This is a genomic window from Glycomyces harbinensis (assembly GCF_900101745.1).
Taxonomy (GTDB): Bacteria; Actinomycetota; Actinomycetes; order Mycobacteriales; family Micromonosporaceae; genus Glycomyces; species Glycomyces harbinensis.
Genome location: NZ_FNAD01000006.1, coordinates 245,831 through 259,600, shown reverse-complemented (window position 1 = coordinate 259,600; position 13,770 = coordinate 245,831). Strand labels below are relative to the sequence as shown.

General features: G+C 70.1%; 10 protein-coding genes and 2 pseudogenes. 4 read left to right on the top strand and 8 right to left on the bottom strand.

Translation table 11 applies throughout. The features are described from left to right. Positions 1-19 precede the first annotated feature (19 nt). The 7 genes from BLQ63_RS12595 to BLQ63_RS12565 all read right to left on the bottom strand — a co-directional run bounded on the left by BLQ63_RS12595 (position 20) and on the right by BLQ63_RS12565 (position 9,881). Positions 20-3,574 carry a ThuA domain-containing protein gene (locus BLQ63_RS12595; protein ID WP_091034697.1) on the bottom strand — a complete coding sequence of 1,185 codons (3,555 nt, stop codon included), beginning with the start codon at positions 3,572-3,574 and terminating at the stop codon, positions 20-22. A 62-nt stretch (positions 3,575-3,636) separates the two neighbouring features. Further along, the gene (locus BLQ63_RS12590; RefSeq protein ID WP_091034694.1) at positions 3,637-4,389 is read right to left on the bottom strand and encodes an ABC transporter ATP-binding protein; all 753 of its coding nucleotides are present in this window, start codon (positions 4,387-4,389) and stop codon (positions 3,637-3,639) included. Beyond that, the gene (locus tag BLQ63_RS12585; RefSeq protein ID WP_091034691.1) at positions 4,386-5,186 is read right to left on the bottom strand and encodes an ABC transporter ATP-binding protein; all 801 of its coding nucleotides are present in this window, start codon (positions 5,184-5,186) and stop codon (positions 4,386-4,388) included. The genes BLQ63_RS12590 and BLQ63_RS12585 overlap by 4 nt, the downstream gene beginning before the upstream one ends. Positions 5,187-5,192: 6 nt before the next feature. Further along, on the bottom strand, positions 5,193-6,647 hold the full coding sequence (locus BLQ63_RS12580; RefSeq protein ID WP_177154906.1) for an ABC transporter substrate-binding protein: 1,455 nt from the start codon (positions 6,645-6,647) through the stop codon (positions 5,193-5,195). Between the two features lie 31 nt (positions 6,648-6,678). Then, a complete protein-coding gene (locus BLQ63_RS12575) occupies positions 6,679-7,737 on the bottom strand; it encodes a branched-chain amino acid ABC transporter permease (RefSeq protein WP_091034681.1) in 1,059 nt (352 codons plus the stop codon). Then, a complete protein-coding gene (locus BLQ63_RS12570) occupies positions 7,734-8,762 on the bottom strand; it encodes a branched-chain amino acid ABC transporter permease (protein WP_091034678.1) in 1,029 nt (342 codons plus the stop codon). The genes BLQ63_RS12575 and BLQ63_RS12570 overlap by 4 nt, the downstream gene beginning before the upstream one ends. Positions 8,763-8,990: 228 nt before the next feature. Beyond that, entirely contained in the window at positions 8,991-9,881 is an 891-nt protein-coding gene (locus BLQ63_RS12565) for a TrmH family RNA methyltransferase (RefSeq protein ID WP_091034675.1), read from the bottom strand. A gap of 101 nt (positions 9,882-9,982) precedes the next feature. Here BLQ63_RS12565 and BLQ63_RS29950 point away from each other — a divergent pair. After that, positions 9,983-10,150 (top strand): annotated as a pseudogene (locus BLQ63_RS29950) (IS5/IS1182 family transposase); the annotation flags it as partial. 462 nt (positions 10,151-10,612) lie between these two features. Here BLQ63_RS29950 and BLQ63_RS12560 read toward each other — a convergent pair. Next, positions 10,613-11,149, bottom strand: a complete 537-nt coding sequence (locus tag BLQ63_RS12560; RefSeq protein ID WP_091034671.1) for a TetR/AcrR family transcriptional regulator — start codon at positions 11,147-11,149, stop codon at positions 10,613-10,615. 76 nt (positions 11,150-11,225) lie between these two features. Between BLQ63_RS12560 and BLQ63_RS12555 the strand changes: the two genes are divergently transcribed. The 3 genes and pseudogenes from BLQ63_RS12555 to BLQ63_RS12545 all read left to right on the top strand — a co-directional run. After that, complete coding sequence (locus BLQ63_RS12555; protein ID WP_091034667.1) at positions 11,226-12,272, top strand: aldo/keto reductase; 1,047 nt, start codon at positions 11,226-11,228, stop codon at positions 12,270-12,272. Beyond that, positions 12,269-12,979, top strand: coding sequence for a DUF998 domain-containing protein (locus BLQ63_RS12550; protein ID WP_218125225.1), 711 nt, complete (start codon positions 12,269-12,271; stop codon positions 12,977-12,979). Before BLQ63_RS12555 ends, BLQ63_RS12550 begins: the two co-directional genes overlap by 4 nt. Then, a pseudogene (locus BLQ63_RS12545) lies at positions 12,976-13,515 on the top strand (NAD-dependent epimerase/dehydratase family protein); the annotation flags it as partial. The gene BLQ63_RS12550 and the pseudogene BLQ63_RS12545, both read left to right, overlap by 4 nt. Between the last annotated feature and the right edge of the window lie 255 nt (positions 13,516-13,770).

The following is a 13,770-nucleotide window of genomic DNA, read 5'->3' as shown; positions in this document are numbered from 1 at the left end:
CGCCTTCGCTTCAGGGGGGTCATCCGAGGGTCCATCGCTGGTTGGATCCGCCGTTGCACGTCCACAGGATCACCGCGGTGCCGTTGGCGGTCCCGGCGCCGTTGACGTCCAGGCACCGTCCGGACTGGACGTCTGTGAAGGTGCCGTCGGCGTTGCGGTCCCACCGCTGGCCGGCCCCGCCGTCGCAGTTCCGGATGACGGCCCGCGCGCCGTTGGCGGTCCCGCCGCCTTCGGCGCCCAGGCACCGCTGCGAGCCGCCCGCGTAGACGGTCAGCTCGCCGTCGGCGGCGTGCGTCCAGGTCTGGTTGGATCCGCCGTGGCAGTCCCAGATCTGGAGCCGCGTGCCGTCCGCGGTCGACTGGCCCGGCACGTCCAGGCACTTGGCGGCGCTCGTCGAGGTCAGCTGCCCCGACTGGGCAGCCGTCCCCCCTGCGATCCCCTCGCCCTGGAACTCCATCCAGTTGACGTTCAGCAGGTAGTCGGTGCTGGCGCTGCCGGACGGCCTGCGCACGACGAAGTAGAGCGCCGTCCCGTCGGCCGGGACGTTCTCGAGCTGGGCGGTGGCGGTCGTCCAGGTCTGCCAGCCGCCGGTCGCCGGTACGGCCGCGGTGCCCACCAGCGGGCCCTCGGGGTCGTCGACGCGGACTTCGATGATGCCGCCCGCGGTGCCGGAGGAGACCCGGAAGTCGACGGCGTCGATGCCGGTGAGGTTCATCGGTTCGAAGCCGAACCAGTCGCCGTCGGTGGCCCAGCCAAGGTTCTGGCCCCCGCCGGTGTCGGTGGTGGTCTCCAGCCCGACGCCGGGGTCGTCGGCTCCGGCGCCGTCCGGGATGCGGCCGGTGTCGGTGAAGTACTCGGCCTCTTTGTGCTTGGTGTGGAGGACGATCACTTCCTGGCTGGTCAGGGGTTCGGCGCCGCCGGGGCCGCCCTGGTCGGTGTAGGTCACGGTGACCACGCCGAAGATGTTCGCCCCGATGTGCCCTTCGTCGCCCGGCAGCGGGAAGACGCCCTCGCAGCCGTAGTACTGCTCGTAGCCGTGGGCGTGCTCGTCGTGGCCCAGCGCCGGCTGGGTGACGACGTTCTGGCAGTCGATCTCGCCGTCCTCGGGGTCGGTGACGGTGACCCTGTACGGGATGTCGTCGCCCCAGTCGAACATGCCGCCGTCGACCGGCGCGTCGATGGTGATGGTGGGCGCGGTGTTGCCGGCGACGATCTCGATGTCGGCCACGGCGATCCGTCCGTCCTCTGTGGTGACGGTGAGCGCGGCGAGATAGGTGCCGGCCTCGGTGTAGGTGTGGGACGCCTCGGTTCCGGTGGCGTCCGTGGCGCCGTCGCCGTCGAAGTCCCAGGCGTAGGTCAGCGGTTCGCCCTCGGGGTCGCCGGAGCCCTCCGAGGAGAACTGGACGCTCAGCGGGATCGGCCCCGAGGTCCGGTCGGCCCCGATCTGCGCGACCGGGTCGCGGGTGCCCCCGCCCCTGGTGTAGTCGATCCGGTAGATGCCGGAGTCGGTGTTGCCGCCGCCGAAGCCGGTGCCCCAGTCGATCACGTAGAGCGCGCCGTCCGGGCCCCACTTGAGGTCGTGGATGCGGATGAACCGCATGTCGGGCAGGATTCGGCCGACGTCGACGACGTCGCCGACCGCGTCGTCGGGCTGGACCGAGAAGAGCCTGCCGTCGTTCCAGTCGCCGAGGATCGCCTTGCCGTCCCAATAGGACGGCCACCTGCGGGCGGGGTCGGCCCCGGCGTCGAAGCGGTAGACGCCGCTCGCGGTCGGTGCGCCGCTCCCGCCGATCTCGGGCACGCCGGAGGCGGTCTTGCCCATCCACAGCTCGGCCCCGATCGCGGGCGGCAGCTCGGTGATCCCGGTGTTGTTCGGGGAGTCGTTGACCGGGTCGCCGCAGTCGAACTCCCCTTTGGACTGTCCGGTGGCGAAGTCGCGGTCGACGTACGGCGTGTTGGCGCCGACGCAGTAGGGCCAGCCGTAGAAGCCGGGCTCGTCGACGATGTTCCACTCGACCCGGCCGTCCGGCCCGCGGTTCGGGTCGGCGGCCCCGGCGTCCGGCCCGTAGTCGGCGACGAGCAGTCTGCCGGTCTCGGGGTCGGTCCCGATCGTGAAGGGGTTGCGGAAGCCCATCGCGTAGATCTCGGGCCGGGTGTCGGGGGTGCCCGGGGCGAACAGGTTGCCGGTCGGGATCGAGTAGGTGCCGTCGTCCTCGGGGTGGATCCGCAGGACCTTCCCGTTGAGGACGTTCGAGTTGGCCGAGGTGCGCTGGGAGTCCCAGAACTGGCGGCCCGGCCGCTCGTCGATCGGCGCGAAGCCGTCGGAGGCGAACGGGTTGGTGTTGTCGCCGATGGCGATGTACAGGTCGCCTTCGGGGCCGAACGCGAGCGCTCCGCCGGCGTGGCAGCACTCGGTGCGCTGGGTGCCGACCTCCAGGAGGGTGGTCTGGCTGCCGAGGTCGAGGGTGTCGCCGTTCATGGTGAACCGGGACAGCCGGTCGATCGGCCGGCTCCCCGCCGGGGAGTAGTAGAGGTAGAGCCGGCCGTTGCTCGCGAAATCGGGGTCCAGGGCGAGACCGAGCATCCCGAACTCCTGCCCGGTGTAGACGTCGACGTGGCCGGCGGTGGCCGTGGAGCCGTCGGGCCGGATGATGCGCAGGTCGCCGCCGCGGTCGATGTAGAAGACCCTGCCGTCCTCGGCGATGTCGAGCTTCATTGGGTTGAGCGTCGACTCGTCGAGCGGCACCTTCTCGAAGCCGTCGGCCTGCGACGCGCCGCAGTCGGCGGCCGCGTCGCCCGCCGCGGACCTGATGCCGCCGAGCAGGTGCTGGAGGAAGGCCGGATCGCTGTAGGACTCCGCGGTGTGGCCGAGCCCGGTGTACCAGGAGCGGCCGCCCTCGAAGTCCTGGCACCAGGCGATCGGGTGCTCGGGGCCCATCGCCCCCGAGCCGGGATCGTACGAGGCCTCGTCCAGGGAGGCGAGGACGTGGACGTCGCCGCGCGGGTTCGCCTGGAAGTTGTACCACTCGTCGAACCGCTCCCAGAGCGGGTCGAGATGAGCCGTCGACGGGTGCGCGGGGTCCTCGACCTTGACGATCGCGTCCTGCGGGGCCGGGTGGTCCTTGAAGTAGGCGCCGACCAGGTCGCCGTACCACGCCCAGTCGTGCTCGGTGTCCGAGGCGGCGTGGACGCCGACGTAGCCGCCGCCGGCCTCGATGTAGCGCTCGAAGGCGCCCTGCTGGGCGTCGTCGAGGACGTTCCCGGTGGTGTTGAGCCAGATCACCGCGTCGTACTGGGCGAGGTTGTCGTCCGTGAACTGCCCCGAGTCCTCGGTGGTGTCCACTTCGAAGCCGTTCTCGGCGGCGAGGTCCTCGATGGCGGCGATGCCGTCGGGAATCGAATCATGCCGGAATCCGGCGGTCTCGCTGTAGACGAGCGCGGTGAAGGGCGCCTGCTGCGGGGAGGCCTCCTCCTCGAACGCCGATGCCGGGGCGGCGTTCGTGAGGAGCGATGCCGCGAGCGCGGCGGTGAAGGCGCCTGTCGCTACGCGCCTTCCGGGTCTGGAGTGGTTCACGATCTCGTCCTTTCGATCGGTGTGTTCGGGGTGCGGCGCCGAGGAGCGCCGCCATGATCCGGTCAGGCGTCGGTCGTCCCGGCGCCGTCCGGATCGGATGGGGCGGTGGCGGTGCCGACGCCGAGGTAGCGGTGCTGGAGATCGGGGCGGTCGAGCAGCTCGTCGCCGGCGAACTCGGCCTCGATGCGGCCGGAGACCATGACGAGCTGGCGCGGCGCCATCCTGACGGCGGCGCGGAGGTTCTGCTCGACGACCAGGACGGCGACGCCCTCGGCGACGAGGTGGTGCACGGTGTCGACGAGGACGTCCACGATCGCCGGCGCGAGTCCTTCGGACGGTTCGTCCATGACGATCAGGTCGGCGTCCAGCAGCAGGGCCCGACCCACGGCCAGCATCTGCTGCTCGCCGCCGGAGAGATTCCCGCCGCGTTGGCGCTTGCGCTCGGCCAGGCGCGGGAACAGCGCGTAGACCGCGGACGGCGTCCACCGCCGCCCGCGCCGGCTCAGCATCGCGAGGTGCTCCTCCACCGTCAGCGACAGGAAGAGGCGGCGGCCCTGCGGGACGTAGGCGATGCCGCTCCGGGCGATCCGCTCGGGTGAGCGGCCGTCGATCCTGTTGCCGCGCAGAAGCACCCGGCCACCGGACGGCGGCAGGAAGCCGACCAGCGCGTCGCACAGTGTCGATTTGCCCATGCCGTTGCGCCCGACGATCCCGACCGCCTCGACTCCCATGCGGAAGCCCAGGTCTTCGAGCACAATGGACGCGCCGTATCCGGCCCGCAGACCGCGGACCTCCAGCAACGGCGAGGTCGTCACGACCGCCCCTCCGATCCGAGGTAGATCTCGTGGACCTTGGGGTCGGCGCGGACCTGCTCGGGCGCTCCGGCCGCGACGATCTCGCCGTCGGCCATGACCACCACCCGGCGGGCGACCCGGAAGGCCACGTCCATGTCGTGCTCGATCAACAGGACCGTGACCGACTCGGCCAGGGCGTCGAGCAGCTCGACGAGGTGCTCGCGCTCGCCGCGGGAGAGCCCGGACGCCGGCTCGTCGAGCATGAGGACGTCCGGATCGGTGGCGATCGCCATGCCGAGCTCGAGCTGGCGTTTCTGCCCGTGCGCGAGCGCTCCGGCGGGCGTGTCGCGATGGTCGCCGAGCCACACCGAGGCGACGACGCGTCCGGCCTCGTCCCGGAGTCGGCGGTCCACCGCCGAGCGCCAGGGCACTCGCTGGCGCCGGTAGTGGCCCGCCAGTGCGAGGTAGACGTTGTCGGTGACGGACAGGCCCTCGAACGTCCGCGCCTTCTGGTAGGTGCGCGCCACCCCGAGCCGGGGCCGGCGGCGGGAGGGCAGGCGGGTGCAGTCGACGCCTTTGACGGCGACCGTCCCGCTCGTGGGCGTGATGTCGCCCGCGATGACGTTGAACAGCGTGGTCTTCCCGGCGCCGTTGGGCCCCAGGATCGCCAGGCGCTCGCCCTGCTCGACGTCGAGATCGATGCCGCGCAGGGCGAGCAGCCCGCCGAAGGCCACCTTGACGGCGCGCACCTGGACGACCGGGACGAGTCCCGCCGTGCCCGGCTCGGCCGCGGGGAGCGGCCTCCTCTTCGATGTCATCGGGGCCTACCGCTGGGGAACGCCGTCGACGACCGGGATCGCGTCGCCCTCCCAGGGCACGTCGCGTTCCTCGCAGGACGGGAACTCGCGCGACGGCGAGGGGGTGTCGGGGCCGAAGGCGCCGCCGAAGGACTGGTCGACCTGCGGGATGACGGCGACCGCCTCCTGCACGACCGCGCCGTCGTCGCCGAGGACGAGCTGGGACAGTCCCACGTCGACGACGCCGCTGCGGTTCTCGTCCAGGCTGACCGAGCCGTAGGGCAGGTCCACGGTGAGGCCGGAAAGGGCCTCGTGCAGTGCGCTCGGGTCGGAGACGTCGCCGTCCACGACCTCGAGCCCCCGGATCAGCGCCACGCCGGCCGAGTAGTAGCCGTAGAAGAACCCGAACGCGGCGGCGGTGGACGGCGGCGCGGGCTCGTTGCCGCTCACTCCGCCCGGCAGGCTCTCCCATGCCGCGTCGGCGCTGGCGAGGTACTCGTCGATCGCCGGCGTGGTGACGTCTCCGGGCAGCGTGGCGAAGCCGCCGACGTAGGCTCCGGCGATGTCGGTGCCGAGCGCCTGGGCCAGGTCGGGGTTGAAGAACAGGTTGCCGGCGTGCTGGTCGCCGGTCAGGTCGCCCTTGGCGTTGACGAAGGCCTCGAGCGCCGCCTGGGTGCCGGTGCCGCCGACCGCCCAGAAGTAGCCGTCCACTTCGTCCGGTCCGGGCAGCTGGGCGATGTAGGAGGAGTAGTCGGTGGTGCCCAGCGGCGGGAAGATCCTGGCGTCCACCTGGCCGCCGACGCCGCAGAATTCGGCGATGAAGCCGGCGGCGGAGGTGTGGCCGAAGCTGTAGTCGTCGGCGATGACCGCCACGGAGTCCCAGCCCTCCTGGTTGTGCAGGATGTCGCCGAGCCCGGCGTTCCACATCGCACCGTCGCCGAAGAACCGGAAGTAGTTGGGCGCCTGGACCTGCAGCGTCTGCTCCTGCGAGCCGGAGATCCCCGACAGCACGGTGAGGTCGGGGTGCTCCTTGGCGTACTCGGCGACCGCGATGCCCTCGTCCCCCGAGAGCGGCCCGATGATCACGTTGGCGCCCAGCTGCTCGACGAGGCGGCGGACCTCCTGGAGGATGCGGTCCGCGGTGTCGTCGCCGCAGCCGACGCCGACCAGTTCGATCGGCGTCCCGGCCGCTTCGGCGCCGGTGAAGCCGTCGACCGCGCTGGTCGGCGATGCGGCCTCCGCTCCGGCGTGGTTCACCATCGCGAGCACGGTCCCGCCGACGGCGTCCTCGTGGAAGCCGCCGAACGGGCCCTCGCATTCGCCGAGGATCCCCAGCCGGACACCGTCACCGCCGATCGCCGTTCCGGCTCCCTCGTCGGCGGGGAGCCCGGACGAGTCGCCGCCGTCGCTGCATCCCGCCAGTGCCAGCGCGGCGGCGGCGAGCAGCGCGGCGGCCCTTCTCGGCCTGTCTGGTCTGCGCATGGGAATCTCCTCCACATAAATAGGGGAATGCTCATTCATCGATAAGTTGGGCACGGCGAATCGCCGCTTCGGTCTCGTCCGCGGACCCCGCGGCGGGCCGTCGCGGGCGGGTCGGCCGCCGCCGGAGCCGGTCGGCGATGCCGGCCAGCCCTTGGGGCGAGAGGACCATGATCAGCAGCACGATCGCTCCGATCACGGTGTTGAACCGGGCCTCGGTGATGCCGATCCGGTCGATCAGCGGAAGGTCCCGCAGGTAGGTGGACATCGCGACGTAGACGAACGCGCCGAGCCAGGCGCCTTCGAAATACGAGACGCCGCCGATCACCGCGATGATGAGCAGGATCAGGGTCGGGCCGATCCCGATCGAGGCGGGGTCGATCTGCCCGTTCCACCACACGTTCACCAGCCCGCCGAGTCCGGCGACGAACCCGCCCAGCGTGAACGCGAGCGTCCGGTGCAGCGGCACGTTGAAGCCGAGGGAGGCCATGCGGACCGGGTCGTCCCGCATGCCCTGGAGGGCGAGGCCGAACGCGGTGCGCCCGAGGGCGCGGAACCCGAGGTAGGCGAGGACCGACAGGCCCAGGGCCGTGTAGTACAGGCTCACCGGAGCGGCCAGCAGCTCCGGCCGCTTGATGCTGGTGATGCCGCTGGGCCCGGAGATCTCGGTGATCTGGGCGAACACGAAGTACCCGATGACCGCGTACACGAGGGTGAGCATGAGGTAGTACAGGCCGGTGGTGCGGCTGGCGAGCGCCCCCAAGAGGAATGCGGCGGCGGTCGTGACGGCGAGCGCGAAGGCGACCGCGGCCCACGGATGCCAACCGAGGTTCAGACCCCGCGACCCCGCTTCCAGGGCGGCGTTGCCGTACATGAAGCCGGCGACGCCGAACAGCAGGAACTGGGCGAGCGAGACCATGCCGCCGTACTTCGCCAGGAACACGATGGTCGCCGCGGCCAGGCCCAGCATCAGGGTCTGGGTCATGACGAAGTTGATGAAGAACGCCGGCACCACGCTCGGCAGTGCGATCAGGACGACCACCAGCAGCGCGAGTGCCGCTCCTCGCCGGTACACCGGCGATCCGGACCTCATGCCGGCCTCCCGTACAGTCCGTAGGGCCGAACCGCCAGCACCAGCGCGAGCAGGCCGAAGGTCAGGATGATCGCGTAGAACGAGTACTGGCTGGGCAGGTAGGCCGGCGAGAACGCCACGACCGTCCCGTACAGCAGCGATCCGGCGGCGGCGCCCTTGATCGAGCCGAGTCCGCCGATGATCACCACGACCAGCGAGTTCAGCAGCCATGCGCCGTCGGTGCCCGGTGCGGCGCCCGCGAAGGAGGCGCCGAGCACGCCGCCGACCCCGGCCAGGAACGCCCCGGCGAAGAACACCACCGCGAACACGAGCCGGATGTTGATACCCAGGCCGCGCACCATCTGCCGGTCGTCGACGCCGGCCCGGACGACCATGCCGAGCCGAGTCCGGTTGAGCCACAGCCACAACAGCACGCCGATCACGACCGCCACCCCGAGCATGAACAGCCGGGTGGTGGCGTAGCGCTGGCCGAAGATCGTGATGAAGTGCGTGACCGCGCCGGGCCAGACCATGCGCTGGGCCAGTCCGCCGAACTCGCGCAGCATCTGGTCGGCCAGCACCACGGTGATCGCCAGGGTGATCAGCGCCTGGCGCAGTTCCTGACCCTCGTTCCACTGCAGGAAGACCTGCTGGATGACCGTGCCCACGACCGCGGCCGCCGTCGCGCCCGCGAGCATGGGCACCAGCCAGTCGGCGATGCCCACCTCGGAGGCGTCGATGTTGCGGGTCTTGCCGACCATCGCCTGCTGGACGCCGACCGCCACGTACGCGGCCAGCAGGAACAGCGAGCCGTGGGCCATGTTCACGGTGCGCATGAGCCCGAAGATCAGGGTGAATCCGGAGGCCGCCACGAAGAGCAGGCCCGCGAAGGTGACCGCGTCGAGCGCGGTCACCACGAAGGCCCCGGGCTCGTCCAGCACCGTCCCGGCGGGAGTGTCGGTGGCGAGGAACAGCACCCATACCGCGGCCGCGGCGGCCACGGCTGCGGCGGCCAGCACCGGCAGCCGTCGACGGGTTGCGGTCATGTCGGTCCTCCGAGGGGTCGGTCGCACTGCCAGGAACGCGACACAAGCTCAGCAACGAGCACCAACAGCGTATAAACATCAGACGTATTACGTCAAGGGTCTGCATGCCATTGTCCATAAGGACCTGATATCTCGACTTGATTCCAGGATCGACAACGGAACGTGGCAGCGCCGCTTCAGATTTCCCCGATGATCATCCGATCTTTGCCATCACGAACCACTCCGCAGCTATCGCGGCCGAGATCGCGCCGATCTGGGGGCGGCAACGCGTCGACCGTCTACTTCCCCGGCCGCGGAGCAGCGCTGTCGGTGGTGCTTTCGCGCCCGGGCCTCGTAGGCGAGGATCGCGGCGGAGATGGACACGTTCAGTGAGTCCGCCACGCCCAGCATGGGGACGCCGACTCGCGGGAATCCGTGCCCATACCAGGGGTTTGTGATGCCGTACCGCTCGTTCCCGACCACGATCGCCGTCCGGCCCGAGCAGTCCATCGTCCGGTAGTGGACGGAGTCCTGCGTATCGGCCAGGTAGATGTGCACGCCGCGCTCGGTGAGCCAGGAGATCGCGTCGTCTACCTGCCCGAATTCGATGTGCGGCACATGCAGGCTCATGCCCTTGGAGCTGCGGAAGACCTTCGGATGGCTCATGCGGGTGCGCCGGTTGGTCATCACCAGCAGTTCGGCGTGCGCTCCGTCGGCCGTTCGCAAGAGCGTGCCGAGGTTGCCGGGTATCTCGATGCCGTCGGTGACGAAGATCAGGGCGTCCTCGCTCAGCTCGATCTGCGCGGGATCCCAACGCGGCATCGCCACCAGCGCCAGCAGCCCTTCGGGGGCATCGCGTTCGGACATTCGCTGCATGGTCTTCGCCGAGACCTCGTAGGCGCGGTACGCACCGCTGGCCGCCTCGATGGCGACCTTCGCGGCGTTGGAGGACCTGACCAGCTCGGGGGCATAGAAGAACCGGTCAAGACGCGAACCGAGCTCGAGGGCCAGTTCCACCGCCCACAGGCCGTCGGCCACCACCAGGTTGAAGCGGTTCGGAGCGGTGTTCCTCGCGATGTTCAGCACATCCCTGACCGCGGGGTGACCGACACCCACACGCAGCCAATCGATACCGACCATGGGCGAAGTCAACCACGGCCGCCGATACCGGGCAACGCATTATGCAGGGAATCGGCCCGAGACAGCTTGCGGGCCGAGCTTTCAGCGCGGCGGACGAGACGATGATCGAGCTGTTCAGCGGCTTGTCGATGAGGCAGTTCGTGAAGCTGGTGCGACAGTTGCGAGTCGAGGGCGCCGAACCGCCACTGAAGGGCCGGCCGTGGAAGGTCGCCTTCGAAAATCGGGTGCTGCTGGTCGCCGCCTACTGGCGCACCACCCGATCGACACGTTCACCAAGAGCGATGTATTGGACGAGGCCCGACACACTATGTGGAGAGCTCTCCATATACTTTAACGGAGAGCTCTCTGGCCAGCAAGGGGATCCGTGGCTCGCGCAAAGCGAGGAACGCGACCGTCGAGTGCGCGCCCCGCCTCGCGCCATCACGTCGGATTCGAACAGGCCCGACCGCGGGACGAGGCGAACGGGGCCGGCCACCCGAGTCCCGTGCAAGGTTCCGCCGCCGAGCCCTGCGCCGCGGCCCTGATGCGAGCCGGTCCGGCACCGCCGGGCGGCGGTGGAGATATCGCGAAGCGCTGGTGGACCGCTTTGTGGAGGCGGCACCGAGGCGGCAGCATTCGATAACGCGGCGAAGCTCGGGGATGCGGTGAGTGTGCAATGTGGCGGTCCGGACCTCGTCGCCGTGGCGAGGCCGGACCCGGGCGCTGGGCCAGGCGCCGGTGTGACGGGACCGCTACCGCTGGGGGCGGAGGCCATCGAGGATGAGGGCGAGCATGCGCGGTGCGCGGTCCTCGGGTTCGGTGGCGGCGCGCCAGAGGGCGCCGGTGAGCTGGAGGAAGTCGCCGGGGTCGGCGTCGGCGCGGATGACGCCCTCGCGCTTGCCGGCGTCGAGGAGTTCGGTGATCGCAGCGATGACGGGACCGTAGGTCTGCTCGGTGACCGCCTGGTGCGCACCAGGGCTGAGGGCCTCGCCCAGGCCGTGCTTGCGGCGCATGGCTTCAACCAGGTCCAGCGTCCAATCGCGCAGCGCCTCCAGCGGCGGGGCGGCCGCCAGGAGGTCGGCGACGCGACCGGTGATCCGGTCGACTTCGGCCTGGTAGACGGCCAGGACCAGAGCCTCCCGGGTGGGGAAGTTGCGATACAGGGTGCCCGCTCCCACACCGGCGCGCTGGGCGACCTGGTTCATCGAGGTGCCCCCGTCCTCGGCGAAGGCCTCGCGGGCGGCGGCGAGGATGCGCGCCCGGTTCTGGCGGGCGTCGGAACGGACCACAGGACCTCCACTTGATAAACGGAGAGCTCTCCGTTAATGTATGTGGAGAACTCTCCGCATATTGTAGAGGAGCATCATGCACTACATCAAGCTCGGCACCACTGGCCTGGACGTGTCCCCGATCGCGATCGGGGCGATGACCTACGGCGAGCCCGACCGCGGCCACCCCGTCTGGTCGAAGGGCGAGGAGGAGGCGCGCCCGCTCATCCGGCACGCCCTGGAAGCGGGGATCAACTTCTTCGACACCGCGAACATGTACTCCAACGGCTCCAGCGAGGAGATCCTCGGGCGGGCTCTGGCCGACTTCGCCGACCGCGACGCCGTCGTCATCGCCACGAAACTGCGCCATCCGATGCGCCCGGGCCCCAACGGCCGGGGCCTGTCGCGCAAGGCGGTCATGACCGAGGTCGACCACTCGCTGCGCCGCCTGGGCACCAACTACATCGACCTCTACCAGGTCCATCGCAACGACCATGCCACACCGCTGGAGGAGACCCTGGAGGCGCTCAGCGACCTCGTCAAGGCCGGCAAGGTCCGCTACCTCGGGGCCTCGTCAATGCACACCTGGGAGTTCGCCAAGGCCCTGCACCTGCAACGGGCGAACGGCTGGGCGCGGTTCGTCTCCATGCAGGACCACTACAACCTCCTCTCCCGCGAGGAGGAGCGCGAGATGATCCCGCTGTGCCTGGACGAGGGCGTCGGGACCCTCATCTGGTCCCCGCTGGCGCGTGGCCGCCTGGCCCGCGCCTGGGACGACGCCAAGTCGACCGCGCGCTCGGCCACCGACGGCGCTTTCGCCGACACGCTCTACTCGCCCGAGCAGGATGCCTCCAACCGCGCGATCATCGACGCGGTCGGGAAGGTCGCCGAGGCGCACGGAGTCAGCCGTGCGCAGGTTGCGCTCGCCTGGCTGCACCGCCAGAGCGTGGTGACCGCGCCCCTGGTCGGGGCCGGTTCCTTCGCGCAGATCGACGACGCTGTGGCCTCCCTGAACCTCGACCTCACCGACGAGGAAGTCCGCGAACTCGAAGCGCCGTACACGCCGCGCCACGACTTCCAAGGCGTCTCGGACGAAGCCGAGATGGAGGCCATCCGGCGGCGGATCCCGGGGATGGCGCTGTGACGGCCCAAATCGTCCACACCGGCACCCGCGCCCGCACCGGCGGAGCACTGCTGCTGCTCGGTCCGCTCGTGTCGTGGCTGGCCGAGCTCGTCACCGCGGCCGCATGGCAGGACCCGCCGTACGCGCCGTTGTACCACTGGGTCAGCCACCTCGGGCTCACCGGTCCGGCGCAGACCGCGTTCGGACAGGTCGGCAACTCCCCGCTTGGGGCGGTCATGGACGCGGGCTGGGTGATCTACGGCGTCCTGCTGATCGTCGGGGCGTTCCTCGCGTTCGACCTGGGCAAAAGCGCCCGTCCGGCCGTCATCGTCGTCCTCGCCTGCATCGCCGGGATCGGGGTCGCCCTGGTCGGCCTGTTCCAAGGCTCGAACGCGAACGTTGAGAACGGATTGATCGTCTTCCACACCTTCGGTGCCCAGGGGGTGATGGTCGCCGGGAACGCCATGGCGATCGTCGTCGGCGCCAATGGGGCCCGGATCGGCCTGGGTCGGGGCCGGTCGGTCGCGAGCCTCGTGCTCGGTGTGGTCGGTCTGGTGGCGTTCGCATCGTTCATGGTGAACGTGTCGATCGGGTGGATGTGGAACATCGGGATGTTCGAGCGCGCGGTGATCTACTCGATCATGATCGCCCACGTGCTCTTGGGATCTGGGCTGCTTGCCCAAAGGCGGATCACGGCGCCCGCCACGATCGAAGGGGGCAGGGGATGACCGCGACAGTGCTCGTCACCGGGGGAACCGGCTATGTGGGCGGGTGGGCGATCGTCGCCCTGCTGGAAGCCGGATACGAGGTGCGCACCACCGTGCGGTCGGCCGCGCGCGAACAGGCGGTCCTCGACGCGGTCGCCACCCGCGTCGACCCGGCGGGCCGCCTGGAGTTCGCCCACGCCGACCTGCTGGCGGACGAGGGCTGGGATCGGGCGGTGAACGGGATCGACTACGTCCTCCACGTCGCCTCACCACTCGGCGAGGGCGGCGATCGCGACGCGAACGCCTTGATCGCTCCCGCCCGCGACGGCGCCCTCCGGGTGCTCGCCGCCGCGGCCCGGGCCGGGGTGCAGCGGGTCGTAATGACCTCGGCCGCCAACGCGGCCAGCCCCATGTCCTACACCACCGAAGGCGTCACCGACGAGACCCTGTGGACCGTCGACGACCCCTCGCTGCCGGCCTACCGCCGCTCCAAGACCCTTGCCGAGCGGGCCGCATGGGACTTCATCGCCGCCCAAGACGGTCCGATGGAGTTGACCGCCGAAACCCTTGACCAGGCGTTCAGCACCGACTTCCTCGACCCGGAATAGCCGGTATCAGCAATGCAAACCGGCCGTTTGACCGGCCTTCCCCCCTTTTAAGAACGGGTTTCGAGTTTTCTAGCGGACCGGGGTCTGTTCCTGGCTGCGGTGGTGATCTCAATCGGGCGATAGTCTGACGCGCATGAATCGTGTGTTTCGTGATTCGATGGGGCTGATGCGAAGCCAAGACCCGCAGTGAGCCTTTCCAGGCAA